Raw genomic sequence first — 18,117 nt, 5'->3', positions numbered from 1 at the left:
GCACCTCCCCAATAGTTGCCTAAATCTAGGCTTTTTCTAGCGTACAAAGCAACGGATGCTCGTTCTCCCTCGCATAACGGTTCACATGGACGACTTTGGTTTCCGCCACCTCGGCGGTAAAAACACCGCAGATCGCCTTGCCTTGATAGTGGACCGTGAGCATCAGTTGCGTTGCGCGTTCAATATCATAAGAAAAGAACTTTTGCAGAACGTCAATCACAAATTCCATCGGTGTGTAATCGTCGTTGTTAAGTATAACTTTATACATAGACGGCGGTTTTACCGCATCGATTTGTTTTTCCTCGGCCAAATGTTCGAAATTTAGCCAACCGTTGTTATTGCCCATCGCTGCTCATCTTCTCTGCTCTGTCCTTTAATATGGGGACAGGTTCCGGTTATTCAAAGTGGGGTATCATTACTATTTTATCATCTTCGCCATCATCCCGCCGCACTGGAACGTGCGCAAAAATCTCTGACGAATTGTTACCAAACAATGTCAAGATCGTTACCTGCTTCAAACTTTGATGAACTGCTCCCTGTCGACAAAAGCCGATCCCTTGACGTGATGATCATTTGCTCTAGAGTGTAAATTCGTGAGCTGGTGGTGTTTTAACCACTTTCAGGCTCATCTGCTACCTGCTTCTGGCGGGTGCGAATTCAGTTATTCATCTCACCTAAAAATAGCGTTGCGAGGGATGTAAAAGCATGGAGACGGGTACTGTTAAATGGTTCAACAACGCCAAAGGGTTTGGGTTTATCTGTCCTGAAGGCGGCGGCGAAGACATCTTCGCCCATTATTCTACGATTAAGATGGATGGGTACCGGACGCTAAAGGCTGGCCAGCAGGTCAGTTTTGATGTGCACCAAGGGCCAAAAGGGAACCATGCGAGTCTTATTGTGCCACTGGAAAGCGAGGCCCTGGCCTAACGCCCTTCCACCGAGTCAGTTTGAAACACCCCGCTAAAAAATGCCAGCCGCCGTGTGACTGGCATTTTTTATTCGCTGATTATTCGCGTGCCAGCGCGTCGATCGGGTTAAGCCTCGCCGCGCTACGGGCCGGAAGGTAACCGAACACCACGCCGATAGCGGTAGAACACACAAACGCGCTCAACAAGGCCGCCGGAGGGAAGCTGATTTGCCAACCCGGCAACACCAGCTGCACCAACAGGCCGATGGCAAAGGACAGCGTAATCCCCAAGGCACCACCGACCAGACACACCAGCACCGCTTCAATCAAAAACTGCTGCAATACGTCGCCGGAGCGTGCCCCTACCGCCATGCGGATACCGATCTCACGCGTGCGCTCCGTCACCGACACCAGCATGATGTTCATCACACCGATACCGCCGACCACCAGTGAAATCACCGCCACCAGCGTCAAAAACAGCTGCAGCGTACGCGTGGTTTTTTCTGCGGTCTGCACCAGGCTGTCCATGTTATAGGTGAAGACGTCTTTCTTGCCGTGGCGCAGCGTCAGCAAACGCGTCAACTGTTGCTCCGCCTCCTGGCTATTATAACCATCACGAATGCGCACGGTAATCGAATCAAAATAGGCGTTCCCCATCAGCCGATTGGCCATGGTGCTGTAGGGCACCCAGACGTTCAGCGTCTTGCTGCTGCCGAACATAGATTGCTTTTCCTTCGCTACCCCTACCACCGTTGCCGGCATATTGCCCACCAGGATCACCCGGCCTACCACCTCTTTCTGATTCGGAAACAGGCGTCGCTGGGTGTTGGCGTCAATCACCACCGTCTGCGACTGCGATTGCACCTGCAGTTGATCAATGCCGACGCCCTCAGTAAAGGTCATGCCGTACACGCGGAAAAACTGCTCGCTGACCCCGTTAACGTTGGCAGCAACATCGACGTTACCCAACCGCAGCCGCATACTGCTGGCGATGCTGGGTGACAATGCGCTGACGTAAGGCTGCTCGCGCAACGCGGCAAGATCGTCGTACTTCAATGCCTGACGGAAAGTCGGATCGTCGTCACCAAAGTCCTTGCCGGGATAGATATCTACCGTATTGGTACCGATGGATTTGATATCTGCCAGCACCATCTGTTTGGCTGCGTCGCCAATCACCAGGATCGAAACCACCGAGGCGATGCCGATAATAATGCCGAGCATGGTCAACGCGGTGCGCATTTTACTTGCTGCCATTGCCCGCCAGGCCATCACCAAGGCTTCACGGAAACGCCCGATAGTCTGCTGCCAGGTCGGCGCCGGCGTAACCATCTCCAGCGGTTTGGCGTTCGGGTTGCTCTGCCCATCCGGGCGTGAATCGGCAATGATTTCGCCGTCACGGATTTCAATGATCCGCTCGGCCTGCTGGGCCACCGCCGGATCGTGGGTCACGATAATCACCGTATGCCCCTGCTCGCGCAGTTGCTTGAGGATGGTCATCACCTCTTCACCGGAATGGCTGTCGAGAGCGCCTGTCGGTTCATCCGCCAGGATCACCTGACCGCCATTCATCAGCGCACGAGCGATACTGACACGCTGCTGCTGGCCGCCGGAAAGCTGACTCGGCCGGTAGCCGACGCGCTCGCTGAGCCCCAGGCGCTGCAAAAGCGCCACCGCACGCTCACGTCGTGCCGCCTTGCCCAGACCGGCATATACCGCTGGCACTTCTACGTTATGCGCCGCGCTTAAATGCGGCAACAAATGATACCGTTGAAAAATAAAGCCGAAATGTTCACGCCGAAGCCGAGCCAACGCGTCACTATCGAGCGTCGCCACGTCCTGCCCGGCCACCCGATACACGCCGGCGCTGGGCTTATCCAGGCAGCCGAGAATATTCATCAGCGTCGATTTACCGGAGCCGGAGGCGCCCATAATGGCCACCATTTCACCGGCCTCGATGCTCAGGCTCACGTTCTTCAGCACCGCCACCGTCTGATCGCCTGACTGATAGCTACGGCTGATACCACTCAGTTCCAACAACGCGGCCATCAGAGAGGCTCCGCGCCGCCGCGGCTGACGATCACTTCGTCGCCGATATTCAGTCCGCTGAGGATTTGCACGTCAATATTATTACGCAGCCCAATGGCCACTTCGCGCTTTTCCTCTTTGCCCTGCTTGAGGATCGAAACCTGATAGCGGTTATCCGCGATTTGATCGCCCAAAGCCGCCAGAGGGATCACCTGCGCCTGGCTGACTCCCGCCAGTTGAATATGCACCTGCGCCGTCATTTGCAGACGCAGTAACCCTTCGGGGTTCGGCACTTCGAAACGGGCGTAGTAGAAGATGGCGTTATTGACCTTTTCCGGCGTCGGTTGAATGTCTTTCAGCACGCCGTCAAAGCGCCGATTTGGATCACCCAGCACGGTGAACCAGGCTTTCTGCCCCGGCTTAAGGCTGATGACGTCCGCTTCCGACACCTGGGCTTTCACCAGCATGGTGCTGAGATCTGCCAGCGTCAAAATGTTCGGCGCCTGTTGCGCCGCAATCACCGTCTGGCCTTGCAGCGTGGTGATTTGTACCACGTCGCCATCCATCGGCGCTTCAATGCGGGTAAAAGCCAGATTGATTTTTGCCGTATCCAGGCTGGCCTGGTTTTTGGCGATTTGCGCATGGATGGTCCCCACCTGCGCCTTTTTCACCGCCAGCTGCGTGGCCGCCTGATCCAGATCCTGCCGTGAAACCGCCTGCAGCTTGGCCAGCGCCTGATTACGCTGCAGCGTCACCGCCGCCAGCTGTTGTTCCGCCTGGGCCTGCTGCAGTTGGGCATGCAGTTCGCGCAGCGTCGCCTCACCCTCGCGGATGCTGTTTTGCGCCTGTTGCGGGTCAATCACACCGAGCAATTGGCCTTTTTTAACCCGATCACCAATCTCGACGTACAGGCTTTCCAACTGGCCGCTGACCTGTGCACCCACATCCACCTTGCGAACCGCATCAAGCTGACCGGTCGCCAGGACGTTTTGCTGCAGATCGCCCTTGGCGACCTTCACCGTTTTAAATTGGGTTGGCGTCGGGTGACCGAAGTGCCAGGCCGCCGGCACAGCGATTACCGCCGCTACCATCAGCGCCATCATCCAGCGTCGCTTGTGTCCTTTAAACCACGTCAAAATAGGTTCCTGCCTGTTGCAATTCATACTGCCAATAGCGGCAGCGGGGCTAAATTATCACGCACGGTGCGGAATAACTAAACCTTAGCTCAACACAATGTGGAGACACGCTTGGTTACAGTTGGGCATTGACCTCTCGTTTAGTGAAGCCTTGATGAAATAGCACCATTCAATACAGTCAAGGATTTCATCATGTCACAGCTCAGCTATCCACTCGTATCTGCACGCCCGCTAAACGGCTGGCAACTGATGACGGCGCTGATCAATGGCGAAAAGACGCCGAGTAAAGCCTGGAAGAAAACGTCATTCCGTTTGAAATTTATCGGTCGTTCGTTATTTTGCTGGCGCACCACCAGCGGCTTACTCAATATGCTCGCGTCCAATCCCCTGCTGGATGAGATCTTGAACGCGCAGCCCAATCTGCCGTGCAAATTGCATCGCCCGTATCTGGCAGCAAACATGAGCAAAATCGAGTGCTTGTTCGCCCTGCGCGATCACTACGATCTCAGCACGCAACGCATGCCGATGAAAATGCTGCTCGGTCATCTGAAAAAGCCCTTTGTGCTAGCCTGCGCCAACGGCAAGAGCGGCGCCTCGGTTTCACTGGAGCTGGCGGCCATCGATAACCTGAATAAGGAAGGCGAAGCCACCCTGCTGTTGCGTAACGCCAACGGCATTATGCTGGCGGAGATTACCTTTTCGCTGATGCACTATCAGCAGCAACCGACGCTGTTTATCGGTGGGTTACAGGGAGCGAATCACCAGGTTCCGCATGCCGAAATCCAGCAGGCTACCAAGGAGTGCCACGGATTGTTCCCGAAACGCCTGGCGCTGGAAGGGATATGTGCACTGGCTCATCATCTGGGTATTCAACAAATTGTGGCGGTCGGCAACGCCACCCATATCTACCAGAACTGGCGTTATCACAGTAAAAAGAAAGACAAGCTGCATGCCGATTACGATCAATTCTGGACGTCCATGGGCGGCAAGATGCTTGAAAGCGGCTATTTCCTGCTGCCGGAACACATCACCCGTAAACCGATCGATGAAGTGGTCAGCAAGAAGCGGGCCGAATACCGCCGCCGCTATCAGTTGCTGGACGAATTGGAACAGGGTATGGCAGAGCACTTTCGTGCCCTGCCCCGTTTTACTCCAGCCTAATCGGCGCGGCCACGCGCCAGCCAGGTCACACGCGAAAACATTTTCTTCAACAGTGGCGGCACCGAATCCGTGCCCCACTGGCCGGCTTGCATCGCCACCTCGATCGCCAAATCGGGTTTTGAGGAGTGATGCACCGCCTTGAGGATCACCTTACGCACCGGCATCTGGGTATTCTTCGGCACCGATGCCACACGGTAGTAGACCGGGCTGAAACCTTCGCGGAACATAAAATGCTCCATATCCGGTGCCGGTAACGCGGTCAGTCGGTCGCGCTCGTTATCATCGTGGTTATCCAGCATGCTGCGTACGGTGTTGGCGTACTTTTTCCCCGCTTCATCACCGTCCACCAAAGCATGCCATTCAATGCCCATGCGGCGGGCGAACTTCAGCAAAGGTTTCAATCCGCATTGGGCGAACTCGATTACGCGTACGCCTTCTGCCTCAAAGTGATACCCACACTGGCGCGCCAGCTCGCTCAACAGCCAAACTTCCGTCTCGCCTTCCACCAGCAACCAGCAGCGGGCGAACAGCGAGGATGGCCGGTTAAAACGAATATGAAAAGCAATGCGGCGCCCATCCTCCGGGCTCAACCCACGCGGTCCCAGGCGGTAAGTGGCAACGCGCCCAGACTCACGCACCAACCGACAGACGTGCTCTACCGGCACCAGCGACACCAGTTCGCTGGAGTTGGTGGTGGTGATCCGTTGCAGCGGCAACTGGTTAAGCAGCCCCCAGGCCACCGACAGCATAATCGGATGCAGACGGGTTTCCGGGTCCTCCACCAACAGCAGCGGCCGGGCGTGCGGATCCAACTTGATACTGCCCTTGGCCTGAAGCAGAGTAGAAAACATCCCCAGCAAGATCAGCCGCATGCTACGGCTGTTAGGCTCTGCCACCATACGGTTGATGCTGTCCAGCGAGCGCCACGCCTGCTGATCCTGATCTTGATCCAGCCGCTGTCGGCGCGGCCGCGACACCTGCGAACCCTGCTCGGCGAAGTAGTGCTCCAGCAGTTGCTGCATTGCCGCCAACCCCTGCCGCAGCTCGGCGTTAGTCAGCTTTTGCGGGTTGCGCACCAGTTCTCGCGTCAACTGATCCAACTGCTGGGACAGGGCTTTATTGTCAGCCGGGTTTTCATCGTTCAGCGTGCTGGGCCGCAGGCGGCGGATGAAACGCGCATCGCGCAGGCGCAACACCGGATGGATGCGGATAATGGCATGCGCCAGTTGCTCAATATGATGCAACTGCATCGCGTTACCGTCGGCATCCAGGAAGCCGCGCCAGGTACAAACCGTACCGTCATCGGCCAGTTCGCCTTCGCAGCGGTAATAAATTCGGTTGAGGTTATCCTCGCCTTTGACCCACAGCGGCGAAAGGTGGCGGTAACGAGGCAGGTGAGCATGGCCGATGTCTTTCTCGCAAAAGGTAAAGACCACCTGTAAATGCCGTTCTTTGGCCTCTTCCTCGCCAGGGGGAAAATGAAAGTCATGCCCTTCGAAACGGTACAGCTTTTGCTCCGGCGCCAACAGCAGGGTCAAGGCGTCCAACAAGCTGGATTTACCCCAGGCGTTTTCGCCCAGCAGCAGCGTGTTATCGTCCAGCATCAGCGACAGCCGGTTAATGCCGCGAAAACCTGCAATCTCGATACGCTCTAAGAACATCTGTCGCCTCCCGTGCGCGCTGCCACCGTCCTTAATGGGGTGACCTTCTCTGAGCATGGTCAAAAAACCCCTTGCAGGTCAAGAGGGGGAGGTCAAATCTGCCGCTTTACTCCGGTCGCCGTTTTGGTTAGCGTGTGGGGCCTCGCCGGTCATCCTGGCGCCATCTGCCGAACAAAGGACGCAAGCTTCACCATGTATTCAGGACTGCTGATTATTCTCTTACCGCTGATTGCCGGTTACCTGGTTCCATTACGCAGCAGAACGTTACTGCAAACCATTAACCGTCTGCTGAGCTGGATGGTTTACGTGATCCTGTTTTTCATGGGTATCAGCCTGGCGTTTCTGGAGGATCTGAGCAGTAATCTGGTGCTGATTTTCCAGTATGCCTCGGTGTTCTTCCTGTGCATTATCGCGGCCAGCCTGCTGATGCTGGCGCTGCTGGAACATAAAATGCCGTGGCGTAACAGCCATAAACAGGAAAAGCTGCCCTCGCGCCTGCATATGGCGCTGGAATCGCTCAAACTCTGTGGCGTGGTGCTCGGCGGTTTCCTGCTCGGCCTGACCCAGTGGCAATGGCTGCAGTTTGCCAATAAAGGCAGCGAGTACGCTTTGATTTTCCTGCTGCTGCTGGTCGGCATCCAATTGCGCAACAGCGGCATGACCCTGCGCCAAATCGTACTTAACCGACGCGGCATGATGGTGGCCGTGGTGGTGACGATCAGTGCACTGGCCGGCGGTGCGCTGGCAGCGCAACTGCTGGGGTTGCCGATCAAAGCCGGGCTGGCCATGGCCTCCGGTTTTGGCTGGTATTCGCTTTCCGGCATTCTGATCACCGATGCCTACGGTCCGGTGTTGGGCAGCGCAGCCTTCTTTAACGATCTGGCACGCGAGCTGGTGGCGATTATGCTGATCCCAAGCCTGGTGCGACGCAGCCGTTCCACTGCACTGGGCCTGTGCGGTGCCACCTCCATGGACTTTACCTTGCCGGTGTTGCAGCGCAGCGGCGGGTTGGAAATGGTGCCGCCGGCGATTGTGCATGGCTTCCTGCTAAGCCTGCTGGCACCGGTACTGATCGCCCTGTTCTCCTGACCTCTTTTCCGGGGGGCGCGCCCCCGGAAAGCGTAATAATTCCCATCCGCACAGCAAAATTGCGCTAAATCAAACTTCCCCTTGGTTACGCCACAAAAGCCTTTTTAAGCCCCGGTTGCCGATCTATGCTCTTAAACAAGCATTTAAAATGCAACTTTAAAAAAGGAAGCGATTATGTTCTGTGTGCAATGTGAACAAACCATTCGTACCCCGGCAGGCAACGGCTGCTCTTATGCCCAGGGCATGTGTGGTAAAACGGCGGAAACTTCAGACCTGCAGGATCTGCTGGTAGCAGCATTACAAGGGCTGTCAGCCTGGGCGCTGCAGGCACGGGCTCTTGGGATCGTCGATCATGATATCGACAGTTTTGCCCCACGCGCCTTCTTCTCCACCCTGACCAACGTCAACTTCGATTCTGACCGCATAATCGGTTATGCACGCGAAACCATTGCTCTGCGTGAATCACTGGCCGCCCGCTGTCGCCTGCTGGATGCCAGCGTACGCGTGGATCATCCATTAGCCACGTTGCAGTTGGCCGGTGACGATATGCCTACTCTGCTGCAACAGGCGGCTCAGTTCGCTCTGAATACCGATAAAGCCGAGGTCGGCGACGACGTGCACGGCCTGCGCATGCTCTGCCTGTACGGCCTGAAAGGCGCGGCGGCCTATATGGAACACGCCCACGTGCTGGGCCAATATGACGACCAGATCTACGCCGATTACCACGCCTTTATGGCTTGGCTCGGCACCCAACCGAGCGATGTGGATACCCTGCTGAACAACGCCATGGGCATCGGCAAAATGAACTTCAACGTGATGGCCATTCTCGATCATGGCGAGACACAGACCTATGGCGATCCGCTGCCAAGCGCGGTTAACGTCCGCCCGGTGACAGGTAAAGCCATTTTGATCTCCGGTCACGATCTGAAAGATCTGCGCATGCTGCTTGAGCAAACCGAGGGGCAGGACGTGAACGTCTACACCCACGGCGAAATGTTGCCGGCACACGGCTACCCGGAGCTGAAAAAATTCAAGCATCTGGTGGGGAACTACGGCAGCGGCTGGCAGAACCAGCAGACCGAGTTTGCCAAATTCCCCGGTCCTATCGTGATGACCTCCAACTGCATTATCGATCCTAACGTCGGCAACTACGGCGATCGCATCTGGACGCGCAGCATCGTCGGCTGGCCGGGCGTCAACCATCTGGAAGGAGATGACTTCACCCAGGTGATCGCCCAGGCACAAGACATGAAGGGGTTCCCGTATACCGAAATCGAACATATGATCACCGTCGGCTTTGGCCGCCAGACGCTGCTCAACGCCGCCGATACGGTGATCGATTTGGTGGCGCAAAAGAAACTGCGTCACGTCTTCCTGGTGGGGGGCTGTGACGGCAGCCGCGATGAGCGCAGCTATTTCACCGATTTTGCCCGCAGCGTCCCGCAAGACTGCCTGATCATGACGTTGGCCTGCGGCAAATATCGCTTCAACAAGCTGGATTTCGGCACCCTGGAAGGCTTGCCGCGCCTGCTGGACGTCGGCCAGTGCAACGACGCCTATTCTGCCATCATGCTGGCGGTCAAACTCGCCGATACGCTCGGTTGTACCGTCAACGAACTGCCGCTCAGCCTGGTCCTGTCGTGGTTTGAGCAGAAAGCGATCGTCATCCTGCTGACGCTGCTGTCGTTAGGGGTGAAAAATATTGTCACTGGCCCGACGGCACCGGGTTTCCTGACCGATAACCTGATGGCGATCCTCAACGACAAGTTCGGCATGCGCCCGATTACTACCGTTGAGCAGGACCTGCACGCCCTGCTTGGTTGATCCCGTTTTTTTGGGGCCGCAGATGCCGGCCCCTTTGCTTTTGAGGTGCCCTATGACCCAACCCAGCCCACTTTGCCCTAACCGTATGCAGGTCCATTCGATCCGGCAGGAAACCGCCGACGTCTGGACGTTAAACCTGATCTGCGACGTTTTTTACCCTTATCAAGCCGGTCAGTTTGCGCTGGTCAGCATTCGCAATAGCGAAGAGACGCTACGCGCCTATACGTTATCTTCTTCACCCGGCCAGAGCCGTTTTCTCAGCATCAGCGTACGTTGTCTGCCGGACGGCATAGGCTCCCGCTGGCTGACGCGTGAGGTTAAACCTGGCAACACCCTGTGGCTGTCCGATGCTCAGGGCGAGTTCAGCTGTGAACAACACCCGGCCGACAGCTACCTGATGCTGGCCGCCGGCTGCGGCGTCACGCCAATCATCTCCATGTGCCGTTGGCTGGTGGCCAATCGCCCGGCCTGTGATATCGCGGTGATCTTTAACGTCCGCACCCCTGCCGACACCATTTTCGCCGAGCAATGGCGCGAACTGTGCGCCGCTCATGCGCAGCTGCGGCTGACGCTGATGGCGGAGCGAGATATCCAGCCAGGTTATCTCAGCGGGCGGATCAGTGCCGAAGTGCTGCGCCAGGCCGCGCCGGATATCACCGAACGCAGGGTGATGACCTGCGGCCCGGCACCTTATATGGCGCAGGCGGAGCAACTGTGCCTGCAGCTTGGCGTACCGGCCAGCCACTTCCACAAAGAGCAGTTCCATACTCCAGCAGAAGCCGATATTGGCCAAGGCGAAGGATTAACGCTGCGCACCGCCCGACCGCTGCGTGAATTCCGCGTTCCGGTCGGCAGCACATTGCTGGCGGCCATGGAAGCGAACGCGTTGCCGGTCAACGCGGCCTGTCGCGCCGGGGTATGCGGCTCATGCAAAACGCGCATCCTCGAAGGCGACTACACCACCAGCAGCAGCATGACGCTCACCCCGGCTGAAATCGCCCAAGGCTACGTACTGGCCTGCAGTTGCCAGCTCCAGGGCGACGTCACCCTCGCCTGACGCTTGCCGCCCCATCGCCAATGATGGGGCATTTATCGGCAAGCAGGTTTTCCCTTCCCCTTCTACACTTTCCCGGTTCCATGCGTATTACTGCGTTTATTTGAGAAAGACTGATAAATCATACCCAATAGATTTCAAGTCACAGCTAGGCGGCAAGCGTGGGTATCCCCAGGAGCTGACTCAGGTCAGTGACTGGGGTGCACACGTGCAGCCAACAACGCTGTGGCTTGAAAGATGAAGGGGCCTTTACAACGCTTGGGGGAATTATGAAGCAAACCGTAGCCACGCTGATCGCCAAAACTCTGGAACAGGCCGGTGTGAAACGCATTTGGGGCGTCACCGGCGATTCGCTTAACGGCCTCAGCGACAGCCTGCACCGTATGGGCACCATCGAATGGCTGGGCACACGCCACGAAGAGGTCGCCGCCTTTGCCGCCGGTGCCGAAGCCCAGCTTACCGGCCAACTGGCGGTCTGCGCCGGATCTTGTGGGCCCGGCAACCTGCACCTGATCAACGGTCTGTTCGACTGCCACCGCAACCACGTGCCGGTGCTGGCCATCGCCGCCCATATTCCCTCCAGCGAGATTGGCAGCGGCTACTTCCAGGAAACTCACCCACAAGAACTGTTCCGCGAATGCAGCCACTACTGCGAACTGGTTTCCAATCCGGAACAGCTGCCGCGGGTGCTGGAGATTGCCATGCGCAAAGCGATCCTCAATCGCGGCGTGTCGGTGATTGTGCTGCCGGGGGACGTGGCGTTGCGCATGGCGCCGGAAGACGCCAGCATGGTATGGCACACCCCTGCGCTACCGCTGGTGCAGCCGCCCATGAGCGAGTTGAACAAGCTGGCTGCAACCCTGAACAAGGCGAAGAACATTACGCTGATGTGCGGCAGCGGCTGCGCCAGTTCTCATGATGAAGTGGTCAAGCTGGCAGAACTGTTGCAGGCACCGGTGGTGCATGCTTTGCGCGGTAAAGAGCATATCGAATGGGACAACCCCTATAGCGTCGGCATGACCGGCCTGATCGGTTTCTCTTCCGGCTACCACGCGATGATGAACGCCGATACCCTGGTGCTGCTCGGCACTCAATTTCCGTACCGCGCGTTTTATCCAACCAATGCCAATATCATTCAGATCGACATCAACCCTGGCAGCATCGGGGCACATTGCCCGGTCAATATGGCGCTGGTGGGCGACATCAACACCACCCTCACCGCCCTGCTGCCGCAGTTGGAACCCAAGAGCGACAGTGCCTTTCTCGACAAGGCCCTGGAGCACTACCGCAACGCGCGCAAGGATCTGGATGGCCTGGCCACCGCCAACGACGACCAGCCTATTCACCCGCAGTATCTGGCACAGCAGCTCAGTCAGTACGCCAGCGACGACGCCATCTTCACCTGCGACGTCGGCACGCCGACGGTTTGGGCTGCACGCTATCTGAAGATGAACGGCAAACGCCGCCTGCTCGGTTCGTTCAACCACGGTTCGATGGCCAACGCCATGCCACAGGCGATTGGCGCACAGGCAACCGAACCGAACAAACAGGTGATCGCCATGTGCGGCGACGGCGGTTTCACTATGCTGATGGGCGACTTCCTGTCGTTAGCCCAGCTAAAACTGCCGGTCAAGATTGTGATCTTCAACAACAGCGTTTTGGGCTTTGTGGCCATGGAAATGAAGGCCGGGGGCTATCTGACCGACGGCACCGACCTGCATAACCCTGACTTTGCGGCGATAGCCAACGCCGCCGGCATCAAGGGCATTCGCGTGGAGAAAGCTTCGGATCTGGACGGCGCACTGCAGGAAATGCTGGCACACCCCGGCCCGGCGTTGCTGGATGTCGTCACCGCCAAGCAGGAGCTGGCGATGCCGCCGCAGATCAAATTCGAGCAGGCCAAGGGCTTTAGCCTGTATATGCTGCGGGCGATCATCAACGGCCGCGGCGATGAAGTGGTCGAACTGGCGAAAACCAACTGGTTGCGTTAACCCTTCTGCAGGCGCGGCTACCGCCGCGCCTGTCACTTTCCGTTTTTGCCACGCAATAATCCCGCTATGATAGAAACCGTTCCTCTCATTGGCGCTAAGGATTTTTATGCTTATTGATCTACGCAGCGACACCGTCACTCGCCCCGGCACCGCTATGCGCGAAGCCATGGCCCAGGCCGAAGTCGGTGATGATGTATACGGCGATGACCCCACGGTCAACGCACTGGAGGCGGAAGCGGTTAGCCTGTCCGGTAAAGAGGCGGCGCTGTTCTTGCCGAGCGGCACCCAGGCAAACCTGGTGGCGCTACTGAGCCATTGCCAGCGCGGTGACGAATACATTGTCGGCCAGCAGGCGCATAACTATAAATACGAAGCCGGCGGTGCCGCGGTATTGGGTAGCATCCAACCGCAGCCGATTGAAGCCAACCCGGACGGTACCCTGCCGCTGGACAAGGTTGCGGCGGCCATTAAACCCGATGATATTCACTTTGCCAGAACCCGACTGCTGAGCCTGGAAAACACCATCAGCGGCCGCGTGTTACCGCTGGCGTACCTGCAACAGGCCTGGCAATTCAGCCGTGAACACAAGCTGGCACTGCATATCGACGGGGCGCGCATCTTCAACGCCGCCATCGCGCTGAATGTGCCGCTGAAAGAGATCGTCCAGTATTGCGACACCTTCACCATTTGCCTGTCAAAAGGGCTGGGCGCTCCGGTAGGCTCGTTGCTGTGCGGCAGCGAAGCCTTTATTCAGCAAGCGATACGCTGGCGCAAAATGACCGGCGGCGGCCTGCGCCAGGCCGGCATCCTGGCCGCAGCGGGACTCTATGCGCTGGAGCATAATGTCGAACGGCTGCGAGAAGATCACGATAACGCCAGGTGGCTGGAGCAGCAGCTGCAAAATATTGGCGTGGAGATCGCCGAACCGGGCGCGCAAACCAACGTGTTATACCTGCGTCAATCCGCCGAATTGGCGGCTAAACTGGGCCCCTGGATGCGGGAGCGCGGCGTGCTGATCAGCAGCGGGCCGCTGACGCGCATTCTGACCCACCTCGACGTCAGCCGTCAGGATTTACAGCGGGTCGTCGATTTGTGGCAACAATTCCTCAGGCAGCATGCCTGATGCATTGCCTCAACGGGGCGCTAACACGCCCCGTGTTTTAGAGGATCCAGCGGCCGTAAACCCAGTACCAGATCGCCAGCGTCGCCGCGACGTTCAACACTACGCTGAAGATAAACCAACTTTTGAACGGCTGTTTCTGGGTTTTGTGACGGAACAATTGCTGCGCGACAATCGCCCCAATCCAGCCCCCCACCAGCCCGAACACCAATAACGTGCTTTCAGGCACCCGACGCCATCCCTTGCGCGCGGCCAGTTTATCGACACCGTACACCAATAACGTCAGCAGGTTAGCCAACAGCCACCACATCCAAATCGGATGCAGGAAAAATAAACTGGCGATCAGCGCCAGACCTAACAGGGCATAACAAACGGCATTGAGTTTCATGTTTTTTCGGCTTAGCACGGACAAACGGTGCGTAGTGTGACGCTGCCTGACGGTGGATGCAACGCCCGCATAACCACACAAAAAGTGCATTTAAACCCTGAGTTTGGCATGCTGTCATCGACTTCCACTGCATAAGGCAGCGCTAATGACACCTCAACGCGTATTGGTTCTTGGAGCCAGCGGCTATATTGGCCAGAACCTGATTCCCCACCTGATCGAACAGGGACACAGCATTACCGCCGCCGCGCGCCGCCTCGAATGGCTTCAGGAGCAGCATTGGCCGCAGGTCAACTGCCAGTACGTGGACGTCTACCAACCGGAAACCCTGACCGCCGCGCTGTGGGAGATCGACGCCGTTTATTATCTGATCCACGGCATGGGCGACGGTGATGACTTTATCGAAAAAGAACGCCAGGCGGCGGAAAACCTGCGCGATGCGCTACGCAACGCCAGCGTAAAACAGGTCATTTTTCTCGGTGCGCTGCAACCGGAAGGCGAGAGCTCACCGCACCTGGTAGCACGCAAGCTGACCGGGGAGATCTTGCGCCAGAGCGGCGTACCGGTCACCGAGTTGCGCGCCAGCATCATTGTCGGCCCCGGTTCGGCGGCCTTCGAAATTATGCGCGATATGGTCTACAACCTGCCGGTGCTGACCCCACCGCGTTGGGTGCGCTCCAAATCCTCGCCGGTCGCGTTGGAAAATCTGCTGGTGTATCTGGCCGATCTGCTGGCGCACCCGGCGGAAGAAAACCGCATTTTTGACGTCGCCGGCCCGGAGTACATCAGTTATCAAACCATGTTTGAACGCTTCATTGCCATCAGCGGCAAAAAACGCTGGCTGATCCCCATCCCCTTACCCACCCGGTTTATCTCGGTATGGTTCATCAGCATGATCACCTCGGTACCCACCTCGATCGCCAATGCGTTGATCCAGGGGTTGAACCACGATCTTCCCGCCGACGGTAAACCGCTACAGGCGCTGATTCCGCAGACGCTGCAAACCTTCGATCAGGCGGTGACGGCTACCCTGCGGCGCGAGGAAGAAGTGGTCGACTCCGCCGACTGGGGCTACGATCCGGAAGCGCGAGCCCGCTGGCGACCAGGCTATGGCTTCTACCCGAAACAGGCGGGCTGTTCGCTGGAAACCCAGGCATCCAGCCAGGCACTGTGGCATACGGTGCAGCAACTGGGCGGGAAAGAGGGCTATTTTTACGCCAATATCCTGTGGAAAATCCGTGCCCGCATGGACGACATGATCGGCAATCGCGTGGTTTATGGCCGCCCCCAGCGTGAGACGTTGGCCATTGGCGACCTGGTCGATGGCTGGAAGGTCATTACCATCAAACCGCTGCGGCAGTTGGCGTTGCTGTTCGGTATGAAAGCACCGGGGTTGGGCCGGCTGGTGTTCACCATCAAAGATCATGGCGACCACCGCACCCTGGATGTGCGTGCCTGGTGGCACCCTGCCGGTTTTAGCGGGCTGCTGTATTGGTTCGCCATGATGCCCGCTCACCTGTTCATTTTTCGCGGTATGGCACGCCGTATCGCCAGGCTGGCCGAAGAGAACCCGCGTAATATGTCCTGAACATCGTTTATTTGTCGATCAACCGCACAGTTTACTGCGGCGGTTAGGTCCTTTCCGATTGCATAGCGCACGAAATAACGGAAGAATGGCATCTTATTTGCTGGAACGCCGCTGAAGGCCGTCAGCATTCTGATTTTTGGTGAGAATAGAGTTCGTTATGAAGGTATTGGTCACCGGTGCAACCAGTGGGTTAGGCCGTAACGCCGTTGAATATCTCCGCCGCCAGGGCATTAAAGTGCGTGCCACCGGCCGCAACCAGGCCATGGGCAGTCTGCTGGAAAAAATGGGCGCTGAATTCATTCATGCCGATCTCACCAACCTGATCTCATCGCAGGCCAAAGCCATGCTGGCCGACGTGGACGTGCTGTGGCACTGTTCCAGCTTCACCTCGCCGTGGGGCACCGAAGAAGCCTTCGAACTGGCCAACGTGCGCGCTACCCGTCGCTTGGGCGAGTGGGCAGCGGCCTACGGCGTTTCGCAGTTTATCCATATCTCTTCGCCGGCGATCTACTTCGATTACCATCACCATCGCAACATTACCGAAGACTTCCGCCCTGCGCGCTATGCCAACGAGTTTGCGCGCAGCAAAGCCGCCGGTGAACAGGTGATCCAGCAGTTGGCGATGTCCAACCCGCAAACCCACTTCACCATCCTGCGTCCTCAGGGGTTGTTCGGGCCGCATGACAAAGTGATGCTGCCGCGCCTGTTGCAGATGATCAAACGCTACGGCAACCTGCTGCTGCCACGCGGCGGCGCGGCACTGGTGGACATGACCTATCTGGAAAATGCGGTGCATGCCATGTGGCTGGCCACCCAGAAAGAAAATACCCCGTCCGGCCGTGCTTATAACATCACCAACCAGCAGCCACGTCAGTTGCGCAGCGTGGTGCAGCAGTTAATTGACGAACTGGGAATGAAGTGCCGGATCCGCTCAGTGCCCTACCCCATGCTCGATATGATGGCGCGCGGCATGGAGAAACTCGGCAGCAAAAGCGAGAAAGAGCCGGTGCTGACCCACTATGGGGTCGCCAAGCTCAATTTTGATCTGACGCTGGACACCACCCGTGCCCAGCAGGAGTTGGATTACCGGCCCATCGTTTCGCTCGATGAAGGCATTTCCCGCACCGCTCGCTGGCTGAAAGAACACGGTAAACTGCACGGCCTTTAATTAGCGGGCCGCGCCGTACTTCAACAGCAATGCATCAACGATCGCCTCTGTCTCCGCATCCGGCTCACCGCGATAATCGCTGGGCCGGAAATGCATCTGAAACGCCGCCAGCACGTTCTTCTGCTGCCTGACGTCCCACTGAGCGTCAATGCCATAACCGTAACGCGCCAGCTTTTCAATCAGGGGCGCCAGGGGCACGGTCGCCCGCCTGTCGCGCCCGGCCAGCAGCTTCTGCACCTGTTGCTCGTCCGGCCAGGCGCCAATACCGGCCTGCGCCAGTTGCCGCCAGGGGAATAACGGACCCGGGTCCTGCTTGCGCTGGGGCGCTATATCGCTGTGCCCCACTACGTCGGTCGGTTGAATGCCATAGCGCTGAATGATGTCGCGGCTCAGCGGGATCAACAGGGCTATTTGCTGCGGCGTATAGGGCTGCCAATGGGTAAACAACAGGGTGTGGTTGAACCCGCGATTGACGATTTCAATCCCTATCGAGGTATCATTCAGGTTAGTTCTGCCGCGCCAGGTGCTGGCCCCGGCATGCCATGCGCGCAGGGCTTCAGGCACCAGTTGAAACGCCACCGGTTTGCCCTGTACCAATGGCGGGTGCGCGGGCAGCAGATAGTGCGCGCTGACGTGTTCATCCGTCAGGGTTTTAAGCGAGGAATGAAAATCTTCTGCGGTGTAATGCATCACCAGAAAACGAATGCGCTGGTCTGCTCCCTGCGCCTGATGCAGGGTTTCCAACTGATAGTCGCCCCGGTCAATGGTGGTGCTTTGCGGCGCGCTTTGGCAGCCGGCAAGCAATGCGGCAGCAAATATCCCTGGCCAGATTTTCACGAATCCCTCCTGCCGGCTAGCGGCTCAAATTTGTAACTTAAATTGATTAATCTGTATCCAATAATCAAGTTGATCAATAAATGATGACAGAGAGGCCAGATGTGCAAGTGAGTGTTGCGCTGCGCTGGCGGACTCCATGGCAGATGATAGCTTCATAGTATTACCTGCGCT

At 57.5% G+C, this 18,117-nt stretch carries 15 protein-coding genes; 9 read left to right on the top strand and 6 right to left on the bottom strand.

The genetic code is table 11. The features are described from left to right. Window positions 1–25 precede the first annotated feature (25 nt). Window positions 26–346 (bottom strand): ATP-dependent Clp protease adapter ClpS, encoded by a 321-nt coding sequence (gene clpS, locus LQ945_RS21785; protein WP_020826105.1) that lies wholly within the window; start codon window positions 344–346, stop codon window positions 26–28. Between the two features lie 359 nt (window positions 347–705). Between clpS and cspD the strand changes: the two genes are divergently transcribed. After that, entirely contained in the window at window positions 706–927 is a 222-nt protein-coding gene (gene cspD / locus LQ945_RS21780) for a cold shock-like protein CspD (RefSeq protein ID WP_004942590.1), read from the top strand. A gap of 79 nt (window positions 928–1,006) precedes the next feature. On the opposite strand, the gene macB is transcribed toward cspD, so the two are convergent. Both macB and macA read right to left on the bottom strand, forming a co-directional pair. Then, the gene (gene macB, locus LQ945_RS21775) at window positions 1,007–2,953 is read right to left on the bottom strand and encodes a macrolide ABC transporter ATP-binding protein/permease MacB (protein WP_269933954.1); all 1,947 of its coding nucleotides are present in this window, start codon (window positions 2,951–2,953) and stop codon (window positions 1,007–1,009) included. Next, window positions 2,953–4,035 (bottom strand): macrolide transporter subunit MacA, encoded by a 1,083-nt coding sequence (macA, locus tag LQ945_RS21770; protein WP_270103016.1) that lies wholly within the window; start codon window positions 4,033–4,035, stop codon window positions 2,953–2,955. Before macA ends, macB begins: the two co-directional genes overlap by 1 nt. A gap of 225 nt (window positions 4,036–4,260) precedes the next feature. Between macA and LQ945_RS21765 the strand changes: the two genes are divergently transcribed. Beyond that, window positions 4,261–5,229 carry a VirK/YbjX family protein gene (locus LQ945_RS21765; protein ID WP_270101717.1) on the top strand — a complete coding sequence of 323 codons (969 nt, stop codon included), beginning with the start codon at window positions 4,261–4,263 and terminating at the stop codon, window positions 5,227–5,229. Here the strand turns inward: LQ945_RS21765 and LQ945_RS21760 are convergent. Beyond that, window positions 5,226–6,890 carry an ATP-dependent endonuclease gene (locus LQ945_RS21760; protein ID WP_020826101.1) on the bottom strand — a complete coding sequence of 555 codons (1,665 nt, stop codon included), beginning with the start codon at window positions 6,888–6,890 and terminating at the stop codon, window positions 5,226–5,228. The genes LQ945_RS21765 and LQ945_RS21760 overlap by 4 nt on opposite strands. A gap of 192 nt (window positions 6,891–7,082) precedes the next feature. Between LQ945_RS21760 and LQ945_RS21755 the strand changes: the two genes are divergently transcribed. The 5 genes from LQ945_RS21755 to ltaE all read left to right on the top strand — a co-directional run bounded on the left by LQ945_RS21755 (window position 7,083) and on the right by ltaE (window position 13,971). Continuing rightward, entirely contained in the window at window positions 7,083–7,979 is an 897-nt protein-coding gene (locus LQ945_RS21755; protein ID WP_044549479.1) for a lysine exporter LysO family protein, read from the top strand. A gap of 174 nt (window positions 7,980–8,153) precedes the next feature. Then, entirely contained in the window at window positions 8,154–9,803 is a 1,650-nt protein-coding gene (hcp, locus tag LQ945_RS21750; protein ID WP_270101716.1) for a hydroxylamine reductase, read from the top strand. Window positions 9,804–9,855: 52 nt separating this feature from the next. Then, complete coding sequence (gene hcr / locus LQ945_RS21745; protein WP_270101715.1) at window positions 9,856–10,860, top strand: NADH oxidoreductase; 1,005 nt, start codon at window positions 9,856–9,858, stop codon at window positions 10,858–10,860. A 266-nt stretch (window positions 10,861–11,126) separates the two neighbouring features. Then, on the top strand, window positions 11,127–12,848 hold the full coding sequence (gene poxB, locus LQ945_RS21740; protein ID WP_270101714.1) for a ubiquinone-dependent pyruvate dehydrogenase: 1,722 nt from the start codon (window positions 11,127–11,129) through the stop codon (window positions 12,846–12,848). Window positions 12,849–12,954: 106 nt separating this feature from the next. Next, window positions 12,955–13,971 (top strand): low-specificity L-threonine aldolase, encoded by a 1,017-nt coding sequence (gene ltaE / locus LQ945_RS21735; protein WP_270101713.1) that lies wholly within the window; start codon window positions 12,955–12,957, stop codon window positions 13,969–13,971. Window positions 13,972–14,008: 37 nt separating this feature from the next. Here the strand turns inward: ltaE and LQ945_RS21730 are convergent, their stop codons facing one another. Further along, a complete protein-coding gene (locus LQ945_RS21730; RefSeq protein WP_182821546.1) occupies window positions 14,009–14,356 on the bottom strand; it encodes a DUF1294 domain-containing protein in 348 nt (115 codons plus the stop codon). A 145-nt stretch (window positions 14,357–14,501) separates the two neighbouring features. On the opposite strand from LQ945_RS21730, the gene LQ945_RS21725 reads away from it, so the two are divergent. Then, entirely contained in the window at window positions 14,502–15,941 is a 1,440-nt protein-coding gene (locus tag LQ945_RS21725) for a DUF2867 domain-containing protein (RefSeq protein ID WP_020826094.1), read from the top strand. A gap of 157 nt (window positions 15,942–16,098) precedes the next feature. Continuing rightward, on the top strand, window positions 16,099–17,109 hold the full coding sequence (locus LQ945_RS21720) for an NAD-dependent epimerase/dehydratase family protein (RefSeq protein ID WP_182821550.1): 1,011 nt from the start codon (window positions 16,099–16,101) through the stop codon (window positions 17,107–17,109). Here LQ945_RS21720 and LQ945_RS21715 read toward each other — a convergent pair whose 3' ends face one another. Continuing rightward, window positions 17,110–17,946 (bottom strand): N-acetylmuramoyl-L-alanine amidase, encoded by an 837-nt coding sequence (locus LQ945_RS21715; protein WP_270101712.1) that lies wholly within the window; start codon window positions 17,944–17,946, stop codon window positions 17,110–17,112. It abuts the gene before it with no gap. Window positions 17,947–18,117 lie beyond the last annotated feature (171 nt).

This window comes from Serratia liquefaciens, assembly GCF_027594825.1.
Taxonomy (GTDB): Bacteria; Pseudomonadota; Gammaproteobacteria; order Enterobacterales; family Enterobacteriaceae; genus Serratia; species Serratia liquefaciens_A.
The sequence above is the reverse complement of the archived record's forward strand: the minus strand, read 5'-3'. Positions and strand labels throughout refer to the sequence as shown.

What these genes read in the sequence shown, in the direction of transcription:
- clpS (WP_020826105.1), bottom strand. Translation starts at nt 346, where the DNA reads ATGGGCAATAACAACGGTTGGCTAAATTTCGAACATTTGGCCGAGGAA.
- cspD (WP_004942590.1), top strand. Translation starts at nt 706, where the DNA reads ATGGAGACGGGTACTGTTAAATGGTTCAACAACGCCAAAGGGTTTGGG.
- macB (WP_269933954.1), bottom strand. Translation starts at nt 2,953, where the DNA reads ATGGCCGCGTTGTTGGAACTGAGTGGTATCAGCCGTAGCTATCAGTCA.
- macA (WP_270103016.1), bottom strand. Translation starts at nt 4,035, where the DNA reads ATGATGGCGCTGATGGTAGCGGCGGTAATCGCTGTGCCGGCGGCCTGG.
- LQ945_RS21765 (WP_270101717.1), top strand. Translation starts at nt 4,261, where the DNA reads ATGTCACAGCTCAGCTATCCACTCGTATCTGCACGCCCGCTAAACGGC.
- LQ945_RS21760 (WP_020826101.1), bottom strand. Translation starts at nt 6,890, where the DNA reads ATGTTCTTAGAGCGTATCGAGATTGCAGGTTTTCGCGGCATTAACCGG.
- LQ945_RS21755 (WP_044549479.1), top strand. Translation starts at nt 7,083, where the DNA reads ATGTATTCAGGACTGCTGATTATTCTCTTACCGCTGATTGCCGGTTAC.
- hcp (WP_270101716.1), top strand. Translation starts at nt 8,154, where the DNA reads ATGTTCTGTGTGCAATGTGAACAAACCATTCGTACCCCGGCAGGCAAC.
- hcr (WP_270101715.1), top strand. Translation starts at nt 9,856, where the DNA reads ATGACCCAACCCAGCCCACTTTGCCCTAACCGTATGCAGGTCCATTCG.
- poxB (WP_270101714.1), top strand. Translation starts at nt 11,127, where the DNA reads ATGAAGCAAACCGTAGCCACGCTGATCGCCAAAACTCTGGAACAGGCC.
- ltaE (WP_270101713.1), top strand. Translation starts at nt 12,955, where the DNA reads ATGCTTATTGATCTACGCAGCGACACCGTCACTCGCCCCGGCACCGCT.
- LQ945_RS21730 (WP_182821546.1), bottom strand. Translation starts at nt 14,356, where the DNA reads ATGAAACTCAATGCCGTTTGTTATGCCCTGTTAGGTCTGGCGCTGATC.
- LQ945_RS21725 (WP_020826094.1), top strand. Translation starts at nt 14,502, where the DNA reads ATGACACCTCAACGCGTATTGGTTCTTGGAGCCAGCGGCTATATTGGC.
- LQ945_RS21720 (WP_182821550.1), top strand. Translation starts at nt 16,099, where the DNA reads ATGAAGGTATTGGTCACCGGTGCAACCAGTGGGTTAGGCCGTAACGCC.